Origin of the sequence: Moellerella wisconsensis, assembly GCF_022592395.1 — a bacterium.
In the GTDB taxonomy this organism is placed as follows: domain Bacteria; phylum Pseudomonadota; class Gammaproteobacteria; order Enterobacterales; family Enterobacteriaceae; genus Moellerella; species Moellerella wisconsensis.
Genome location: NZ_CP093242.1, coordinates 345756 through 367344 on the forward strand (window position 1 = coordinate 345756; position 21589 = coordinate 367344).

Annotated in this window: 13 protein-coding genes; all 13 read right to left on the reverse strand. The window is 42.3% G+C overall.

The genetic code is table 11. The annotated features are described in order from the left end of the window. Nucleotides 1-223: 223 nt before the first annotated feature. Entirely contained in the window at nucleotides 224-3532 is a 3309-nt protein-coding gene (locus MNY66_RS01435; protein WP_241501285.1) for a DEAD/DEAH box helicase, read from the reverse strand. A 30-nt stretch (nucleotides 3533-3562) separates the two neighbouring features. Continuing rightward, nucleotides 3563-5386, reverse strand: a complete 1824-nt coding sequence (locus tag MNY66_RS01440) for a phospholipase D family protein (RefSeq protein ID WP_241501286.1) — start codon at nucleotides 5384-5386, stop codon at nucleotides 3563-3565. Then, the gene (locus tag MNY66_RS01445) at nucleotides 5370-6623 is read right to left on the reverse strand and encodes a DUF6361 family protein (protein WP_241501287.1); all 1254 of its coding nucleotides are present in this window, start codon (nucleotides 6621-6623) and stop codon (nucleotides 5370-5372) included. Before MNY66_RS01445 ends, MNY66_RS01440 begins: the two co-directional genes overlap by 17 nt. A 341-nt stretch (nucleotides 6624-6964) precedes the next feature. Continuing rightward, nucleotides 6965-7417 (reverse strand): hypothetical protein, encoded by a 453-nt coding sequence (locus MNY66_RS01450; RefSeq protein ID WP_241501288.1) that lies wholly within the window; start codon nucleotides 7415-7417, stop codon nucleotides 6965-6967. A gap of 754 nt (nucleotides 7418-8171) precedes the next feature. Then, nucleotides 8172-8660 (reverse strand): hypothetical protein, encoded by a 489-nt coding sequence (locus MNY66_RS01455; protein WP_241501289.1) that lies wholly within the window; start codon nucleotides 8658-8660, stop codon nucleotides 8172-8174. 15 nt (nucleotides 8661-8675) lie between these two features. Next, nucleotides 8676-9368: a hypothetical protein gene (locus MNY66_RS01460; RefSeq protein ID WP_241501290.1), complete on the reverse strand. Its 693-nt coding sequence runs from the start codon at nucleotides 9366-9368 to the stop codon at nucleotides 8676-8678. 11 nt (nucleotides 9369-9379) lie between these two features. Next, a complete protein-coding gene (locus tag MNY66_RS01465; RefSeq protein ID WP_241501291.1) occupies nucleotides 9380-10933 on the reverse strand; it encodes a formylglycine-generating enzyme family protein in 1554 nt (517 codons plus the stop codon). Next, nucleotides 10923-12152 (reverse strand): ABC transporter permease, encoded by a 1230-nt coding sequence (locus tag MNY66_RS01470; RefSeq protein ID WP_241501292.1) that lies wholly within the window; start codon nucleotides 12150-12152, stop codon nucleotides 10923-10925. Before MNY66_RS01470 ends, MNY66_RS01465 begins: the two co-directional genes overlap by 11 nt. Next, the gene (locus MNY66_RS01475; RefSeq protein WP_241501293.1) at nucleotides 12133-12828 is read right to left on the reverse strand and encodes an ABC transporter ATP-binding protein; all 696 of its coding nucleotides are present in this window, start codon (nucleotides 12826-12828) and stop codon (nucleotides 12133-12135) included. The genes MNY66_RS01470 and MNY66_RS01475 overlap by 20 nt, the downstream gene beginning before the upstream one ends. After that, on the reverse strand, nucleotides 12829-14850 hold the full coding sequence (locus MNY66_RS01480) for a vWA domain-containing protein (RefSeq protein WP_241501294.1): 2022 nt from the start codon (nucleotides 14848-14850) through the stop codon (nucleotides 12829-12831). 9 nt (nucleotides 14851-14859) lie between these two features. Next, a complete protein-coding gene (locus MNY66_RS01485; RefSeq protein ID WP_241501295.1) occupies nucleotides 14860-15879 on the reverse strand; it encodes a hypothetical protein in 1020 nt (339 codons plus the stop codon). Nucleotides 15880-15882: 3 nt separating this feature from the next. Then, nucleotides 15883-18588, reverse strand: coding sequence for a putative virulence factor (locus MNY66_RS01490; RefSeq protein ID WP_241501296.1), 2706 nt, complete (start codon nucleotides 18586-18588; stop codon nucleotides 15883-15885). A gap of 5 nt (nucleotides 18589-18593) precedes the next feature. Further along, complete coding sequence (locus MNY66_RS01495) at nucleotides 18594-21587, reverse strand: virulence factor SrfB (RefSeq protein WP_241501297.1); 2994 nt, start codon at nucleotides 21585-21587, stop codon at nucleotides 18594-18596. Between the last annotated feature and the right edge of the window lie 2 nt (nucleotides 21588-21589).

Here is a 21589-nt window from a genome sequence, read left to right on the forward strand (position 1 = left end):
CCGTTAAAAATATTAAGGAGAATAACCATGAGTCTTAAATTAGGCCCGGTTTTAGACTGGATAGATAATTAAAATAATCAGGGTCAGATAAATTGGATTATCTGGTCCTAAGCTGAAAATTTTAGTGGCTAAAAACAAGTTTTAATCTGAATAACGGGCTAATTTGACTATCTACATGACAACCATCTTTGTTGCGGCCTTAATTACTATCAATACACTCGACTTATGTTTGTAGTGGTTTGATTGCATTCAATGGGGCAAGATTAATCATTAATGAGTCCTTCACTTTAGTAAACTCGTCGTTTTCTATAGCGTAATTTTTGAAGCTTTCGATAAGCTCTTGTTGTCTTGGTTGGCCAAAAGCTAAACGATAAAGCACCAGTATCCTTTTTATATCTGAATATTTGGCAACTTCTTTACTCATTGGATAAGTTGGCACAATTCGTTCAATTTGAGCATGACCATGAGGTGTGAACCAGTATGGCTCTAAATCACTACATTTGTTGATATCATTGTGAGCAGCTTGTTCGAATAATTGCTGCCAAATATCAACATTTTTTTCATAGTCCGGGTGATAGCTTTCAGCGATACGTTGACGAACAACAAACGATTTATACCGATTCACTCTTCCTTCTCGCTGTTCAATATCGATCGGGTTATTGGGTAAATTCCAATGCACGACTCTTCGGCAATACCAATGGAAATCTAGGCCTTCTTGACCAATTGATGTTGAGCTCAATATAAATGGTCGAAATGGGGAATTAAAGGCATCTCGTACATTGGCAACACGTTGTCGTCCACTGTCATCGTTTAATTTTTGACTCCCTAGTGGGACTGCAAAATGGCAACGCATAGATGATGAGCATTTGTCTTTAGCTTTAGACCTGTTTTCCCAAAAATGTACTTGTTCGGATGAACTTCTAATCCCCATAGCCTGTTTTAGTTTATTTGAGGCTGCTTTTAGATCATAGCCAGAGGTTGCCAGCAAGTGACAGTATTCATCAAGCATGGATTGAAAATTACCATGTGCGCAATAAATTAAAACTTTATACCAGCCTGAAGATGAGCGACCAGAGGTTAGTGTGTGTTTGATGTTTCTTTTGATAATGGGAATTGCATATTCGTGGTTAAAAAGTCGAGATGCAAACTCAGCAAATTGAATAGAGTAACGCATCAAATCATCGGCAGAATTTTTATCTTTCCACAATGTTCGAATAGTCCTCATTGCACAGGTTGCAGGATTAGCTAAACTGGAATAAGCGAGTACTTCAGCGAGGTCATCGGGCATTTTTCCTAAAGATAGCGGTTGATTATCATCAAAGTACGGTTTAATTTTCAAGAAATGTTTTAGGCGCCCATCATTACTCTCAGGTGACTCATTTATTTTATTATTTACATTACGCTTGTTTATTTGTTCTCTTAACAGTGACTCGATGATTTGTAGCCAGCATTCAATATGTTCGCTATTACCCTCATGTCTATCGAGTAACATAGGGGCGAGCAGGTACCAATCATTATGGGGGCTTTCGTTACTTTCATATTGTCTTAACGCACACAATTTATTCTGAATTATTGTTGTTTGTTGTTTTAATATCGCATCAAAATTCTGTTCTGAATATGATATTTCGGCGAAAGATGCACAAGGATAAAGTAAATGCCAGATATTAAGAGTCGATTTACCCTCAAATCGGAGTAAAGGTAAGCTGCTTTCATTATTGTAATACTTTGGTCGTTTGCCCTTTCCTTGAAATACTCTGCGCTCCGCTTCATAAGACCAAAGACAGCTTAGAGACTTGGGTACAAAAGCCCAAGATGAAAATAAAAGTGTTTTAGTAAAATTTTCATTTCCTTTGAAGACGCCATCAAATGAGTAGTAAGGCTTACATGGCGGGGACCATAGTAAATTCTCAGGGGATTGTTCAAAGATAATCTTACTTAACGCTCTCATTTTGGCGTTTGGCGCACTTTTTTCAATATTTAACTGGTAGGTTTGAATATCATGTCGTGCCAACCATGCATGATATTGCTCGTTATGTTTTGATTTTTTTAGTAGTTTTTCTACATCATAATCATTTTTATTGCGATGATAAACATCTTTGAATTTATAACCATTTAAAAATGAAATCACCCAGGGAGCGGATTTGGCAAACTCTATTAAGGATACACCACCGCGGCTTTGTGGCAGTAAACCATTTAACGCCTCTAGTGCCCGATAGCTTTTTACCTCATCTACCCCAAAGTCAGCAGCACAGCAAAGATGATTGGAATAGATAAGTTTTTCAAAGTCTTTACTGATTTGACTGCGTTCAGTTCTAGCAATATAGTTGCGAAGTAGCTTTTCGACTGAGCGAGCATTGGTATCATTTATCGTGCTTAACTCGGTGCTGCCTGAGGATATTGCTAACATATCGTGGTGAAGTAAATCACGATTCTTTTCATATTGTGAAATAAAATCCACATTATTAAGAGATAAGAATTCTAATAAGTTATGCAGTTGCTGATGATGGCTGTTTTCATTATCTTCCTCATTGAGTGTAGTCATAGCTTTAAATGGTGTCGCGGATAATAACAGTATCTTAGGCTGTATCTGTTGATTTTTGTTTTGGTTACTGAATACCTGCTTAGCAATGAGAGACTCTTCGGAATTTGAGCTGTTATCCGTCAATGATTGAAAGCGTTGAAATTCATCTAAAATAAACAGATCTGCGTGTAAGTTTCCTGCACAGAGACCCGCCACAAGCCGACGGATTTCGATTCGGAAGCTGTGGAATAAATCACGAGTGTTGTCAGTTTCGCCTGAATTCGTCGTCCAGCAATCTATAAGATAAAGTGCGGCCTCTGCTCGAGATAAAAAGTGCTCATCTAGTAGTTTTGATTCACAAGGCTTATCTAAGTGACTTGCAAGTAGTGATAGTATTGCAAGATCAATATCAGAATGCTGCTCTAAATGCGCTAATTCCTCTTCCCATCGATTTTCTCGAGTGATCTGATGGGTTTTGAATAATTCTAAAATGGGCTTCTTAAATTTGTTTAATATATCTGTTTTAGACAATAAGGTGGCTAGAATAGCACGTTCACGGCAGCTGCCAGCACCCGCGGTAAGATTAAAAGATGTCGATGGGGTTAATGTACATATCTCAATAAAATGTTGGTCTGTTATCGCCGATTGTTTTGGTTCGATTGCCAATTCAACTAAACGATGAAATGTCGATGGCTTGACCCATCGTTGAGCATCTTGACCGCTAAATAACGCCAGCTTTTGGCAGTTCTCATCTGCGAGAGCCAGATTTGAACAGATATAAATCACTCGCATCGGTTTTGGGTTATTTGATGCAATATGCTCTTTCAATAGCTCGGCGATAATGCCTTTAGCAACGATGGTTTTCCCTAGACCAACTTCATCGGCGACCAATATTCTGTGGCTATGTTCTGTAACTTGGTACTTCATTATGGTCTGATCGACGGTAGCTTTTTGAAAATCTTTAAGACCGGATAATATGTCGTTCAGTTGTTCTACAATCGCTTGAGTCATTTGTTAGTTATCTTCTTATTTTTCTCTGAGCTATTTAGAGGGAACAAATGTGGAGAAAACACGCCAGAGTGTTTTAAATTCGTCAGGAATGATCTTTGCATCCACTTGGCTTTGTAAGCGCTCAATTCTTGCGAGTAATTCTGGGTTTATAGCAGCTGCTTTCATCAGCTTTTCGTAGATGACACTATTTTGGCTAAAGAACAGGCTACCTACCCCTGCGCCTATTTGTTGTGTTGTTAACGTCATTAAATCTTGTTTACTTGGCTCTATTTGTAATAGTAGTGATATGTAGCTCATGAACTGAGAGCTATTTTCAAGCAATTCATTAGTGATAGCTTTGCTGCGGTCTAAGGGGCAATTAAATGTTATTTTAGATTGTACAACTAAATTTTTTACTACATTACCATTATTTGAAATTTCTAAATGAAGCAAGGCACTAATTTGTGAGGGTTTAAGGTTTGCCCAGACTATTTCACCGACTAATTTTCGTGGTTGGGAAGCACTCAATATAGAAACGGTAACTTCAATGTTTTCAGGAAGATCTATAGGTACCTTATTCAAGGTTAGTTGGTATTCATCGTGATCACTCACATCAACCTGAAGTTGCCAAGCAGCCTGAATTAAGCAGAATTCTAGTCGTCGAAGCTCTCGTTCGGCACTTTCTTCGTCTTCCTGTTCTTGTTCACTGAATTCGTGCTTTACAAACAGCCCGGTTCCATTTTGATTGACCCATTGTTCGAATAATGAATGAACACCCAGATGAACTTTAGACCCTGTTAAACGTAACATGAACTCACTATTACGAGGCGGAATAGTGGCTGTCCCCATAGCGGCTTGAGTGGTATTTGCTGAACCTAGATGCCAACTGGATGTGGTGTTTGTTTCATCAACAACTAATAGTTTGGCATGTAAATTGAGATCATTTTCAACGAATGAAGACTGTTCCATCTCTTCATTTTCTTCTGCGTTAACTAAATGTTCGTTGAGTGCGTAACAATGCCAATTTCTCAGTGCTTGCTCTCCTGCCATATCAAGCTCTTCTTTACGACTAAATAAATAACGCTGTCCATCTGGCGCCAAAGTGCTTAGCCAATCTAAAGTATCGACTTTACTGCCTCCTCGAATAAAAGGGGAAACTGCTAGAATGGCTTGATTGTTAGCGGCTAAGTGAATAGGGCTTTGTCGCTGATTATGGTTATTAAATACGGTAGGAAGAAAATCTAGCCTCTCAATATTATTGGGCCGTTGCCAATGTATTTTTAGGAGTTCTTTTTCAGAGATAATATCATTGAAAGATTGCGTTGCTGAGTAGTTATAGAGTTCATTAAAGAAATCAAATAAAGGTTGATTAGCAGATTTTTGGTGTACTCTTGATTCTCCGTTAATCACGGCAGAGAGGTCCCAACTTCGATCAAAGGTTAGATTACGGGAAAGTACAATCAAACGAAATTTCACATATTTTGTTTTGTCTGGGCTTTCGAATCTAAGTAACCATAACTTTGGATGAAAAGAGGAAAAAACTGAGTTTGAGCTTCCTGAATCTGGCACGACAGGTATAAGGCTTTTTTCCAATAAACCGAATAGGGTGTTGTACTTATCTGGTAATTTTATGTTTCCTTGCTGATAGAAGACTGTCAGTTTATCGTCGAGGGTAGCTAGTGCTTCTAATAACCCAATGCGCATGTGTTCGACAGAGCCTTCTAATGTGTGACCAAAACACATCGCTATTGGTACAGTTAGTAAGGTGTTTAAATCTAAGCTATATGTCGTTGCTATCGCATGAGTCAGTTCATACCCTTCGGGAGCAATCAGCTGTTCCCCATAATCTAAGCGGTGTTTATCCGGAGCGAGCATTTAATCCTTCCTGAATGTCTTTTAAAATTATTCTAGCAGAAGGCCAGCGAAATTCTAATTTACGCATTCCAACCCAGCCTTGGTTTTCATTCAGTGCTTTTTTTAATAAACATCTGGCCCCTTTATTGGCTATTGCTTGTTGCCTCACACATGTATCCAATGTTTCTGTTGGTGCATTTTCACGAATCAAATTGCACCAGTTTTCTATAAATTTAAGGGTTCGATTATTTGATTTTTTGTGATGTCCAAATGCAGCCTGATACCAACTATCAATACTCTGTTGTTCAAAATTGTTTAATTGCTGATGAGCATGGTTTAGCCACAACTCAAATTGTTGGTTTAACCATTCGAGTTGCTTAATATTGTGCGCTCGTTGGGCGATGAGAACGTTATAACGAATATGTGCGCCTTCAAGTGCAAAGCTAAATTGTAGCGCTTTTTGAAAACAATTTTTGGTTTTGGCGGAAATCGACGAGTCTTTCAGGCTGTCATATAAGGCTTCAGCTTGCCATACGCCTTGGGTCAACATATCAGCCACTTGAAGAGCATTATCAACCAGATGATGTTTTATTAGCTGCGTAGGAACGCTATGTTCAATTTTTTTGGAGAGGAGGAATTTATTGTTTAGAAATTCAGCTTCATTAGGCGTGAGAGCGATTGATACTTGCTCTAACCAAGATTCATCATAACCCTCCGGTTTTGTCATCCATTGTGCTATATCAGAATACTGATTATCGTCATCGATATGCTGTTCACTCGGTCGGTTTGCTAATTCTTGATACTGAGTAATAAATTCCCTTAAAGACAGTTCTGTTTTAGCAATCGATAATTGACGTAATCCGTTCCAATAGACGGAGGAAGGTTTACGGGCAACGCCCTTTTCTAGGCTGTCTTTGCCTATGATCCCATAGGGAATGTCCTGTTTATGGTTTTCAACTAAGCATTTAGCCAGTTGATCTTCTTGTTGACTAATATAGTCATTAAGAGATGGTCTATTAGGACGTGCTAATCGACGGTAATCATGGAAAATATACGGTATAGTCACAAAGTACTTGGCTCTAGTTTGGATAGTCGAGATCCCCGGAAATAACTGATCGGCGAAAGCATCTCGTATTTGCCCGATACCCAGTTCATCCAGTGTTCCTTTCTCTTGTAGCATTGATAGTATTTGTGATACACGCTCCCGCTCTAGCGATGAGTAATCTATCCAACCGATCGAGCTTGTTTGTCCACCCATGGTTATCTCACATTAGCTTTAATAAATTATAGAACAGCAGTAAGTTAAGCTTTTTGTATATGGAATAGTGTTTGAGCAGTAGTCACTATTTCTCTTTTTTAATGTTATTTTTTATCCGCTATCGGCGATAGTTGATTATTGAAACTGTGTCTGAGTTTAACATTGTAAAAGATTTAGATATATTTGAAGATATACATTGGCGATAATTTGTCCTTGATTTTTAAGATGTACTAGTTTAATCAATACGACTAGGTTACAGGCTCTTGTTGACTGTTCATCAGCATATTTCGGTTAGTTATTGTGTCTAATCGAACGGTGTTTATCGCATCGGTGGTTATTGATTAATAGATATCGCGTTCAGGTAACTCAAAAATGTGTTGATACATATTATCGAGGACCGTATTAGGAACACATTTTATCTCGGTTAATAGTTTATTTTTTTTATAGACGTAAACCCCTGCTTGGTGTTGTGATCCGATATCGCTACTGTATATAGTATAAGTGTAATCACCATTTTTAAAATCAATTTCCATACCTGATGCATAGCCTGTATCAGTATCAGCCGCTTGAGTTTTAAAATAGAATTGGCTTAATTGGTTCGGAGTACGTGATATTCTAATATCTGGAGCTTGGTCTAATTTTCCAAATTGGTAGTCATATACTCTATTATTTAAGCTGACATTAACTTTACGGTTATTTTTATTCACGCATTGAAAAACGGTTATAGTATGAGAAAATGCAGTTGCAGTATATAAGAAAAGCAGGATGGCGATAGTATAACAATTAATTTTCATGAATTTTCTCATCTGAGGGTGATAAGCTAATAATACGGTCAAAAATAAAGTTAATTATAATATATTACACGGGAAATAGTGTGATTGATCATGGTGTTTTTATATAAAATAAAATAGTCATATCTGAATGCTCTAATTATGAACTATCGTCTTTCAATCTAAGGTGATGGGAGAGTTTTTTAATATAGAAATATAAATTTTATCTATTAACTTATTTATATTGTCTGTAATATTTGATATCTTTATCATCTATTATTGTACAGTATTGATCTAACTTCTTCAGTTGAAATTTTGCCATATTCTAATAATAAATTTTTATTTTTCATTATCCTCATCCTCAATCCTGCTTGATTTTTTAACTAAAAATAAAATTCCGAAAAAATTAATCTTTGAGATACTCCTTTCTCGTTGAGTCGGTTAACTAATTATTCTAATTATTAATTCTCAAATAACTGATTGAGGTATAGTGTTTAATTATGTACTTTCAATCTATTATCCAGAGATTAACAGTATTAATTAATGGGCTAACGTGATGATTATTATATATAGCGGGTAATCTACCATTATATTTCCATATCATTATTTCTATGGTCACAGTTGTACTGCCATAGTGGTGCTCCTTTAGGATAGGATTTTTAATGGTTATGTCGATTTTTGTATGCCAGTGATTATGCTCTGTACTGGTTGGCGATGGGATGCTGAAAAAATAGCGCTAATGTTTTCGATTAGCGCTATTGGTTGATTGTTTAGTCGGTTATTTCAGTCCTAAATCGCTTTGTAAATCGAAAACTTGTCCCCGTAAACTTTCTAATTCAAGCTGTTTTTCCATCACAGATTTACTCGGATTATTTTGGGTTTCTTGCATTTTATTTTCGATATTACTGATCTGTTTTTGAATATCGGCTCGTCCTTTGGTTTTTTGTTTTATTTGGCCTAAAAGGTTGTTAACGGAGTTGTTCAGCGATGTTTGGCTTTTTTGTTTGCTTTTTACGCTGGCGTTGGATTGGGCTTTTTCATGTTCAATAGCAGCATAAATGGCTTTAAATTCGCTATTGAGAGCTTTTTCATTATCAAATATAGCTTGCTTTTGTTCTATACGACTGTCATAAGTGCCTGAATAGTTACAGTTAAATTTAGTAAGGAGGCTGACATCGCCGGTTGTTGGGTCGCAATCTGCGGGGTTAGTTACGCATCCGGCGAGCAGTAATACCGAGGAGAGGATAAATATGGATAATAATTTCATGTTGTCCCTTATTAATTAGCTTAATTTAATCGCGGTACGCTGGCCGTACAGGCTGTCAAGTTCTTGTTCTAATGAACGGACTTGTTTGCTCATGTCGCTAATTTGTTTATCGAGCTGTGCGGTTTTAATCCCGTCTTGGCGACTCTGGGCTGAGATATCTTTCCAGTTTTTTTCATGTTTTTTCATATCGGCTAAGTTACTGCGCAGTGCGGCAATATTTGCATCAATGCCTTTTAATTCTTTTTCTGCAGCGGCTTTATTGAGGCGTTTGGCTTTCATGTCTTTATCGATTTGAGCTAACTTCACTTTATCGTCGGCAATGACGCTTTTAGCCGCTTTAGAGGCATTTTGAATATTGGCATTTTCTTTTTGCATATCTGCGGTCATAGCATTGAGTTGTAGCTCTTTGGTCGCGTATTTTTTACGGTTATTATCTAAGTAGGCATTGGTACCGATACCAATACCACAACCGGCAATTGCAGCGGCAGCAATGCATAGTGGTTTATTATTGGCATTCGCCACTAGGCAGGCTAATGCTCCGGTGGCGGCGCCAGCAGCACATGCGGTGATGCCGGATTTGCTAAAAAATTCGATACTTTCATTATTGGCAATCCGAGGGTCGACATCTTTGTTGTTGGATACATTCTGACAGCCAGCGAGTGTTAATATCATCCCTAAACCCAATACGATAAATAATTGTTTTTTCATAATAAGACCTGTTATTTATTTGAAATTTGTTTGCACGATTTGAGCCATTCATTTCGTGAAACTTTGCCATTTTTCCAATACCCTTGTAAGTTCTGCGTATATGTTGACAGATACGTATTTAGGTTAGATTTTCCTCTTGTTTCCATAAGTTGGCGGACCACAGTGACTTGGTGATTTACTTGGGTTTGATCATAAGTTGTACCCATGTCCACTAACGTATCGGCGTAGTAGCTGACGATAAAATCTAAGGTTTTTTTATGTTCGTCGAGCTGTTCTTTTCTTCTTTGACATGTTGAGTCTTGTTGTTCGTTTCCACAGTTTTTGTCATATAGGCCGTTGAGTCGGTCATAGAATTCACCGTCATCTTTTAATTTGGTGCATAAGAAGGCACCAAGTTGTAAGGAGGTGCGGATGGCTTGGTCGCGTTGTTCATCGCGTAATTGGGCGTTAGCTCTTAACTCATTTTTGAGTTCTGAAAGTTGTTTTTTGAGCGTTTCATCTTGTACTTTGGATGAGATGTTATTGATATTGTTGATAGAGCTGTCGGCGGTTTGGAGCTGGGTATTTTGGGTGCCGAGTTGTTGCCATTCTTTACCTATTTCTTTAATTCGTTCTCTTGAGGTCAGCGCCGGGGCTACCATGACTAAGCGAAAGCCGGTAAATTTGTTTTTATTTGGACCGGTATTGGTGTAGTAGGGTTCTTCTTGGCGCCATGAGCTGCGGATATCTGCTTCTGTGGTTAAATAATTGCCCCCGCGCACAATGTAGCCCCCGGCTTGGCCGTGTTGGCGGTCGAGTTTATTTAAGCGGAAGGGTTCAAACATCATTTCAGAGACATTTCCAAGCATGTCGTGTAGGCCAAGCGGATTAGGATTTAATAAACCGGTGAGTTGAAGATCGCCATTGGAGGACTGTGCTCCGGCGTACCAGACGTATTGATTTATCCCTTCAGGCATAGGGAAACGCATGTCACGAAATTCAGCAGTGGATACCGCTAGGCCACCGCGGGCGGCAAACTCCCATTCGGTTTCTGTGGGGAGGCGTAAAAAGCCTTTGGCACCATCTTCGGCAGGTAATGCTTCGGGATGGGTCTTGCGTAGCCATTGGTTATATTGGTCGGCGAACTGCATGGCGTCAGCCCAGCTGACGTTAACTTGAGGGCGGCGTAATTTATTGCTGGGTTTAGGGCATTCTTGGCCTGAGAGCGCATTTTGTAAGGCGCTATATTGCAGTTCGGTAACCGGATATTTGGCGATTAAATAGTATCGGCCTTTATCTTTGCCTGTGATTTTAAAACTGCCGGCAATATGCTCAGAGCGTGTTTGTTCTAAAAACCCCCATTCATCGCCTTCTTGGCCTAAAGTGATGGCGTAATCTTGGAGGGGTTTATTGAGCGGGATAGAGACTTGGCGAAACACCATGGATCCGTCGCAAGGGAAAGGGAGTATCAGGTCATCTTTTTGTGCTTTAGGGTTGACAAATTTATCGTCCCATTGGGCATAAGCTGGTATCGAACTGAGAATAACGCTAAATGATAACGTCAAAAGGGGCAGGTTAGATTTCACGTAAACTCTCCGCAGGTTGGATAGACATCGCTCTTATTGCGCCAATACCCGCGACAATCAGGGCGATAAATAGGGCGCAGATAAAAGCAATTAAGATGTCCAATGGGGTTAAATGGGCAATAAAACCTTGCTCGGGGAGGTGCTCACCCAGCAGCCAATTAAATAGTGCGCTGCCCATCATGTAGAGTGAGAACGCCAAAAGAAACGCGACGCTGGTGAGCAGCAGCGCTTGTAAAATGATATAGAGAGAGACGGCATGTTGGCGAAAACCGAGCAGTCGTAAGATAGCCATATCTTTGCGTTTGCGGTCGATATTCGCTAAAAAAGCACCAATTAATGAGGCGGCACAGCCGAGCAGAGAGACCCAAGCAATCACAGAGAAAATTACATTTAACACATAGCTAATAGCTTTTACTGATTCTATTTGGCTTTTTTGTGTCATCACTTCAACATGTTGGCTGCGAAACCAATCATCTAATGCGGGTATTGCATCGATGTTGTCAGCATAAAGTCGGGCTTTGGCAAAATGGCTGCGTGGGGTTGGTGCCGTACCATCATAAACATTTAATTCAGGCGCTCGGTAGCCGTCGCGGTAATCTTCCATGGCTATCAAAAGTGATAAAGGTACAAAGGCGGCAGGCCGCGAAAATTTATCGTCTTTGATAATACCAACCACGGTGAGTGTCTGTTTGGCGCGTTGGTTATTACCATCTAATTTACGACTGACAAATAGGCGTATTTTATCCCCGATAGTGACATTAAGTTTGGCTGCGGCGCTGGCGGATAACACCAGGTTTTGTGGGGTGTCGGGGACAGTAACGCCGTTGAGCAATGGATCGCCTTTGGCGGTGGGGATCACTTCGGCATTTGAGACAAAATGCTGCCCATCCGCCACTAAATCGGCTTGGGTGTTTAGGCTGCGGGTTAAGGGGATGGTAAAAGCTACGCCGGGGTGTTTTTCTAGGGCATCAAACCATGAGCTAGGATAGTTACCGTTGCCGATCATCCTGATCTCAAGATTGCGAGGATCATTTAATAAGCGTTGGTTGAGTTGCAGTACGATCCCACTTTTTAAACCAAAGAGTAACAGCAAGGGGGCAATCACTGAGACGAGTGAAAAAATAATGCACAGTGCTACTTTACGATCATGGATAAGGTCACGTAAAGCGAGGCTGATCAGCAAGCGTAAACGGGAGGGGTTAGCCGCGGATAAAAACACTTTCTGCTCCCTGTATTTGGGCGTGATAGCGCATTAGTTGAAATTGTTCGACCCGAGACCAATCGTGGCTCACGATCAGTGCCGCCATTTTGCCTTGTTTGACAATATCGACAATCAGGCTAAACAGTTGGTTGGCATTATATGGGTCAAGGGCTGCAGTGGGTTCATCGGCTAATAATAGGTCTGGTTCATGGGCAATTGCGCGAATAAAGGCGACGCGTTGTCGTTCACCGATAGATAATTGGTGTGGGTATTGGTGTAATAATGGTTGAATATTTAATCGCTTGATGGCGGTATCTAGCCATGTTGATTGCGCGCAGAGGTGCAATATTTGACGGGGTAATTGAATATTTTGCCACACGGTTAGAAAAGGCAGCAACCCTCCATTTTGTAGGACAAAACCGAGTTTTTTGGCGCGGATGCTTGCCAGATAGGCTTGGTTGTTGTTCAGAACGGTTTGGGTGATATTTTGTGGTTCGGCGCCGAGTGAAAAATACCGCAGGTGATCGGGTTTTAAAATAAGACCTATCATCTCAAGGAGTGTGCTTTTACCGCAGCCACTAATGCCGGTGAGGGCGGCAATTTCACCGGCGTTGAGTGTAAGCTCGGGCAGTGTGACTCGAAAGCCAGATTGTGCGTTGCCGCGTACAATCCCCATCTCTTGTATGTTTAGCATTTACGGCAGATTTTCCAAAGGTACAGGGTAGACGTGATCACGCGGATCGCTATCGGGGGCGAGGGAGATCCACCGGTCGACATCTTCATTATAGCGTTGGTAATATTGGAGTTTGGTATTGAGCCGACGAATAAATTTCTCTTGTCCGATACCATCCCAGCTTTTCCATGTTTCTTCATCTAGGCTGAGGACTTCACTTAAATATGGTAGGCTTTCAATGTATTCGCCGAGCAATCCCATTTCGCCTAATTTAGTGGCGTTTTTTTGTTTTATCTGGTTGGGGTCATTACCCATGGTGGCGGCAATGGAGCGTAAATTAGCAAACATATCATCCGGTGAGATCATGCCTTCATTCGCGGCAATGACAATTTTTTTCATGACATCGCTTAAGTCGCTTAATTCACTTTTTGTCAGTAATACTTGAACTTCGGTGGTGGGGACATTTTGTTTCACCAGATCACGGTCGCTGATCCAGGCTTTAAACACCGGAGGGGCTTGTGTGCCTTGTTTTTCACCGAGATAAGCCAGTCGCATGGCATAACCTAAATCATGGGCATCGTTCAAGAGTGCATCATTGGGTTGGTTTTTTGCGGGTGGCTGTTTGCCATAGTCTGCATTGGCACCTAATGCGCTACCGGCAGTGTTTTCACCACGATAAGCAGTTTGGATCTGGGTGGTAATCGCGGTGGCTAAGCTATCGACCATTTGACCAAAGCTGTTTAGGTCGCCTGAGTTGATGGGGTAATATAGCGGTTTGTGTAAAAACGGGTTCAGGGTCAGTTCTTGATATTGTGCTTGTGCCGTCGCATGATTTTTTTTGCCGGAAGGGGTTTTTAAATGCAATGCATAAATGGCAACCCCGCGGTATGCGGCTTCTTGGCGCAGTTGTTCGGCATCCAGTTTGGTTGATGAGAGTGGATCGTCGGCGGTTAATGCACCTGCATCGGTAATGAGTACAATGTAGCGAGCACCGAATTTGGTCCAATCGACATCATCAAGGGCTTGCATAACACCGGCGTAGGCATCTTCGTCAAATCGACTACTGGAGACCTTAGCTTGGCGTAATTCTTTGACTTTATTTAAAAAGTCTTTGCCATCTTTGACGTCATTCGGATTAACGAACATTTTGCTGTCGTATTCTAAGGCTGGGACGGCGGTGATATTGGAGCGAAAGGCGACTAAACCAAATTTGACTTTATCCAATAGGTGATCTTTTTCTATTTGAGAATAGACTTTTTCAATAGCCTCTTTGGTTCGATCAATGTAGGGATCCATTGAGATAGTCGAGTCGATAACAAAGACGACGGCAGCAGAGAATTCCTGCATCATATTATCTTGATCTTGGTTTGTTTTAGGCTCTTCATTTTGGGCGGTCGTTGCGGTTTTAGAGGTTTGTTGACCGGCAGGGGTAGATCGGCTCTCTTCAGAAACGGAGGCAATATTTAATATACGGACTTTGTAGCCGGCATCAGTAAAGATACTGTCGGATTCAAGGACCGGTAATAAATAGAAATTCTTTTTCTGATCTATCATTAATTCTGGCTCGCGGGCGAGCACATTGGGGTTTATTTTGTGGTTGGTGACATCGGCCAATAACGGAGCGTATTGTTTGGCTGGATTGTCATCTTCTAGGATAGCTTCAATGCCTTCTTTTTGTTTGAAGAACAGCATAGGGTTGCGTCCGGCAGGGTTTGAAAACGCTAGTGTTAATTGCATTTTCCACTCTGCGGTGCAATTGGCATTCATCCAACCACTAATATGACCAAAGCTATCAGGACCGACTTGTAACCATTCATCGGCACCTTGTTTTTGTCGTTGATAGACATAATAGCGGCTAAATGCCGGTTGCTCTTTGCCTTTAGCGCCGGCTTTATCGGTTAATTCGCATCCCGGATAAGTTAAAATGCGCTGATAAAGTGTCTGTTTACCGGCTTGTAATAACGGTTTTTTTTCTGCCGCGATCAGGGGGCTAGAAAACAGCAGACCGCACAGGGCGAGACTAAACCAATGGCCATATTTCATCATCTGTTCCTATTTTTTCAAGGCGTTTAAACGCGCACGAGCCTCTTTGTTTTGCGGATCGTTATTCGCGACGGTTTCATACCAATACATCGCGGTTTCTTTATCAGTAGCAAAACAACCCGCTTTATTCGCGGTTTCAGGATCGTATTCTCGGGCATATTGCATGGCGATAGTGTTATCACCGGATTGCGCTTTATAGGCATAAAGGCGTTGGGCAATATCGCATTGTTGGTTATCTTTTGCCGCGTTAATAACGGTGATGATCTCTGCGCCACTGGGTTGGCTGAGTAAACAGGTTTTCACAAAGTCAACCGCGCTGCCGCTGTGCATTTTTTCTACGCTGCATGCTCCGGGAATGGCAGTGTTTAATGATGGAGTAGCTGCCATCGGCGCTGACTCTACTGAGGTGTCTGTTGGTTTATCTTTAAATAACAAGAACCAAGCCAGTGCTCCCGCAATGATCAGCAGTAAGATGATGATCAGCGTGATAATGCCTGCCTTGGATTTGTTCCTGGAGGCAGGTGTTTCGCTGATAGTCGCCTCTATCTCGGGGTGTGGGATCACGGATTCAGCGATCACGGCTTCAGGGAGCACTGGCGTTTCAGGCTCCGGTGCGATAATGGGGGCTGCGGCGTGTGATGTTTGGAGATCTGCACTGGATTTTAGAGCTTCACTTTGCCCTTCTGCCAAAGAACTGAGAACGCCGGAATGAATAGATAATGCGCCGATATCTTGGGTACCATCTTGGTCTTTTAGCGTTAAACGGTAGGACATTTGTTGATGGCCGATGAGAGCATCGACAAAATTTTTGCCCAGCAGGATGTGGCAATCATCGCCGTTCTCTTCTAATGATAATTGGTGCTGAAAGGCATTACCTACCCATTCACCTTGCTCATTTAAGAAGCCGTTATCTTGGTTACGTTGGATACTGAGCGACACAGATTCAGTGTCGCCTTCCCAGTTACGGATAGTCAGTAGCGCATACCCCGGACGGGCGGTTGACTCGGGTTTAAGTTCTGCAATAAACACGTATTAAGACTCCACAGATGATGATTTCATCAATTGAATGATTTTTCCGAGCTGTTCGTTTTGCTCTGCGTCGATTTCTCGTCCCGCAGAGTGGCCGGCGTTATCTTTAATAATAGCTTCTAGCGCAATGAGCCAGTCATACACAAACAGATAGGTATAATTGACCGGTGTAGCTGGGAGTTGAACTAATCGGTCATCGTCTCCCCATGTCACTGAATTATGGTTTGGGCGTTCAAAGATTTTGTGACCTCGATTGATTTTACTTTCAGGGCATTTAGCCTCTTCAGGTTTAAAATTAAACCAAGTGATAAAATCACCGAGCACATTATAAACTCGTGAGACTTGACGCTCGACCATGGCATCACGGCGAACACCGACCAGTTCGGTATTGGCTAAAGAATCAATCATGCGTTGTTCTACATTCATGCGTGATGCCGCGGTGATCAGCTCATCAGCTAATAACACCATTACCTCTTGCTCCATGCCTAAATAGTCGAGCAATTCTTGATTGTCGGGCAAGCTGCGAAGGTGATTTATCCACAGCGCGATAACTTTTTGAGGGTAGACGATTTCATAGCCGTGGCTTTGAGGACGTTCAGGCTCGGGAACCTGCGATGGCGGTGCTGTCTCGCCGAACAAATCAAAGCCACTGTTGCCCATATCAAATACCGATGCCGATTTTTTGGTGGCTAGATGTGTTTCGGTGGTCTTTGGGTTGCTCGCGCTTTTATCTTGCATATAGAGCTCGTGTAGATCTTTGCGGGCGGGCAACAAGTGGGAGAGCAATGCACCTTGCAGATAAGGCCTGGATTGCATAAAACGCAGAATAGTTTCTGCATTTTTGCGTTTTGCGTTGAGTTCTTCATCTCCCCCGGCTTGATGCCATTTTTCTAAGCGACTGGCGACTAGATCCCGCTGGAGTTCATCCAGTTGTTCTGCGATGCGGGCGAGTTTGAGCTCTTTTAGTGTGACGGTTTCTAGGTATTGGGATAATGTAGCCATACCGCCATCGTTGAGATTCAGCATTGCGTCCCACGCATCGGCAGGCGCGTGAATATAACGTTGAACGGTTTCATCTTCGGTAAAGGTTTTTTTCATTAACCCAAGTTGTGAAGCATTCCCTTCATCCAATTCCACTTCTTGATCATTTTGCAAACGAATAAAAGGGGTTTGTATACGCGGTTTGCGCACTAAGAAGGTGTTATTAAACGGTTGATTGGGGAGCCACTCTTGCATCCATGAGTATTGGCCAAAACGTTCAAGCATTGCCATTTTGATCATGCCGCCTTTGCCCCAGGATTGGCGGAGCAGCGCTTCATCAAAGCTTAAGCTATTTTGAATGCGCATATCAAACATGGTTAGCGCCCAAATTAACCCGGATGGACGTTTTGCTCGGGTGGCGGGATCTTTACCTTGGGTATGGTGGATCCATTCGGTGAGCACGCCGCCGACTTCTCTGACATCCGATTGTTTGGTGGAAGCGGTACACACCACTAGTACGTTCATTTCATGGTTATCGGTATAGCGTTCAAACAGATAGGCTACTTTGCCTCGCAGAATAAGCTGGGCGAGAGGATTAGCATTATCGCTATTCACCGCGCGGCGAACGTCAGCCATGGACTCGACGCTTAATCGGCCACGATAGCCGGGGAAATCCAGCAACTCGACGGATTCAAATAGCGTTTTATGGGGTTTTTCTGCTAGTGGGATAATCAGCTCTACAGTCAGTGCCGTCAGTTCAGCCAGCGAGAGGGTGATGGGTGTATCAACGTGCTCTCCTTGTACTGGGCAGACCGCCACAAGAGTGTCGATATCTTGGTTTAATCGCTCCAGCATATCGACATTCATAATGCTGTCATTTTGTACCAGTATTCCGTCGACATCTTTGACCAATACCGATAATGGCGCTATAACAATGGATGAGTGGCCCAATTTTTCGAGGGTTGTACTGAAACGTAAATAAGCGTCTGTGAGCTCTGGGATCTCTCCCCACAGCGGTGAAAATAGTTTAGCGCGTTGGGTAATTGACAGAAAAGGCGCTATTTCTATTGCTTTAGGCCAATAAACTGCGGCTAATTTCTTCTGGCTATTTTCAGCATGGCGGAGCAAGTAATCCCATAAAGAAACCACATCATCACTGGTCACTCCTGTGATGGGCTGCGCTGATTTTTGTCTGTCGAGCGAATTAATCAGCTGAGTGATTTTCTCATCATTTAGTTCATAATCAAATTTTTCTTGATTAAAATCATAAAGATAGGCGTTTGTTAATATTTTAGCAATTTCAATTTCACTAAATAGTTGCAATTCAACCGGGTAATCTTGATTACCTTTGGTGCTGTGGCGAGTAAACCGTGTAACTAGCCCGGTGGCTTCTTTACCGCTGCCAGGTGGGTTAATGTGACGAATAAAATCCAGAGTTTGGCCGGACATTTCAGTCGTTAAACGGCCATTATTGCCGGCTGCCAATGAAGAAATTAAGTAGGATTTTCCAGCTTGGGATAAGCCGAAAAATCCGACAGTCATGGGCTTTTGCGTAGCTGTAATCAGATTTTTAGCCATATTGCGGCTGCGGCGTAATTTGTAAATTAAGTTATCTGCTTCGGTATTTAAGCGCGGGGCGTTGCCTCGGACGGAGTTTACCCATGTGATGGCCTCTGCTGCGCCATCAAATATAGCATTCCAGCGTGTAACCAGTTGTTTTTCATCCATTATAGTCATTTTCCTAATACACTCCCGCTGTCTAACCAATAGTGTGTTTCACCGATGCCACTGTCGCCTAATGTGTTGAGTTTGAAGCTGAGTTCATTCTTTTTAATGCTTGAGCCATCACTCATCGACGATTCTGCAATCGCGAAGCGTTCAGGGCTGCCTTGGGTTGCATCATGGCGTACATTGCCGCGTTCCATTGTCAGTTTGAGATGGATCACTCCGTTCTCAACACTGAGTTTGCGGGCTAAGTTTTTGCCTTTGACTCTTAAGGTATAGAGGGGGGATGCTGGCCAACGAGCATTATTTAATTGACGAAAACCTAGGCGTATCCCACCGCGGACGTCAAATTGAACCTTATCATCTAACTCAAAATCTTCTTTATCGAGGTCAATATCGCGGTAATAAACGTTCTCATCGGTAATGGTATTATTGCTATCAAGCATGCCAAGATAACGTACTGTTGAATACGGCCTAAAACTGCCCGTGGTGAAATAGAAATTCAGCAAGCGCGAGTTTTCTGCCAATAAACACAGCATGGCCCCAACCGCAGCGGTCGATTTAGGGTCGTCAATGCGGCCTTTTTTGTTAAATGGATACCAGCCACCGGTTTTGTAACCGTGCAGGGGCAGAATTCTCGATGGGGGAACGGGCTGTAACATTTCGAACAGCGCTTGAATGCCTGGTAAGCGAGAAGGACGACCAGTTAGCAATAAAACATCACAGGAATAGTAGTAAAGTACTTCGCATAATGCTTTGATACTTTGGGTAATATTCATATGTTCACCCGAGATAAACTCTCGGTGTAATTGTGCAAAGTTAATTTCTAGCGGGACATTTAAAATCGAGAATGCGTGACCACCGCCGAGCTCTTTGTTGACCGCATCGTTTACATAACTGAGGACTTTTTCTGTTGGCGGATCGGGCAGTAATTCGCCGAAGGTGGCGCTGATCCCGGCATTATTTTTGAGCGGGTCATATTCTTCATATTGGCCCAAAATATGTAAACCTAATGGGCTAAAAATTTGCAGGGTGAGCTGTTGGCGTAATACTTGCTGTCCGGCATCCAGCCCTTCGCTGCCTAATAGTGATGACATCAAGGCATCAGGATCGGTGACACCGGTATCAATTAGAGCAACTCGTAGCGCCGGAATAATACAAATTTGGATAATGTCTAATAAGATATCGTCGCCAGCAATTTTAAAACCTTCGCGAAACAGCTGTGTCGGGATGATTTTAACGTTACTGCCGGTGCCGTTATCCAGAGTGTAACGGGTGATCACTAAATCTGTGGTACCGCCGCCAATATCAATAGAGGCAATTTTTAATGCATTGCTGCCGGTTAATGCGCGGTTATCTTCACGGATTTGGCTGGCAAAAAAAGCTTCGGTACGTTCACCGAAGTTGTTTTGGGTTTCGTTATAGATATATACCAGTTGCCCACAGGTGGCTTCATCCCATTTGACATGTACGGTGGGAAGCGGGAATTTACATTGGGTATCTTTACCGTCAAATTTCAGTTCGCCGTCGATAGGATCCCATCCCATAGCTTTCCAAATTAACCCGAGTGCGTTCTCCATGCAGGTTTCAAAGATGGCACGCTCTGGTTTCGGCATCGCTGGTGGTATGGTCAATATAATGTTGCGTAGCTGACGAGGTGCACTGGCATGGCTCATTTTTAAGCGCTGCGCTGGGCTGTTTATTTGCATTAATGCTTGCGCTAATACTTCGGTTAGCATCATGGTCATCAATGAGCTGCGGCTGTAATTGGGGGAAAACACCGGCATTCTATAATCTTGGCTAAGGCGAAATAGCGGTTCACCTTGGTCGTTGAGCAAATAGGTCATTGGCGCCGCTGTTGCAAGAGGTTCTCGGTCAGTTTGGCCAAATGCTCGGCTAAAACGCCAGCCTGGGGAATAGCTGGTGTCATCCCATAAGTAGCGTTTAGGGCTTGAAATTCCAGTAGAGCCCTCGGTGCCTAAGCGTTGAGCTGCCATGCGATTAGCTTCTGGTCCAACACGGCCGATAGTCGGCCACATGAACGCATCATTACGGCCACTTTTAATGGAGAAATCTTGTTTGCCAAATTCTGCTTGAGCGAACTCAATACGGCTTTGGAACGGTTCGCTATATACTTGATAAGGAAGGCTTAAATCACGTAATGAAAGCTCATATAGTTGGGTTAGCCCTTTATTATCATTTTCATGATCTTCAATTAAGATGCCACAGGTGCGAGAGTTACCGACGTCTAAAATTAAATCAACATTAATTGCGGGTTCTTGTAATTTGACGGCATTGATTTTAATTTCAGGGATCTCAAGTTTATCACCCAAAATATTCAATAAGTTGAGGTAATGTGCTTGATGTTGAAACTCAGCTAATGCATCTTCTAATTGGTCGTGATAAAGCTTTTGCACCGCAATAGCTTGCTCGGAAAACACTTCCTTTAACCAATGGTCTATCCAAGGAAGTTCAAGAAAATCAGCGACTTCATGGCTTTTATGAGCTAAAGCGAAGCTCACGCCGGAGCGAATATCGTCTTCACAAGGGGCTAAATAGGCGGTGTTATCTCGATCTGGAGCGATCTTGGTGTCAAACGCCATGACAACTCGGTGGGTATTGCCCTCATCGTCGGGGGTGTCGAGCTGGTGGAACATGACTCGTACCCAGTTGGTCGGGCCGTCTGAAAATGTCCGTTTAGGCACAAAACGAAAGAAAGGTACCGGGAGCCAAACATTGTTGAGTAATTTTAGCGATTGTTCTAAAGAGAAGCTCAATTCTGAGTCACATTCAACCGCTTTGCTGTTTTCTGGCGCGGGATACAGGTAATTGTTATCGCGTTCGTTATAAATGAGGCGCATTAATGGCCCATTCTCACCCTTACAGATAAATTCCCCGAACTCTTTACGCCCGTTTAGTGCAAATCCAAAATCTAAAAATTGAATATTACTATCACGGATCAGCGTAATTTTATCTTTATAATCTGTTATTGGAGCCAACATAG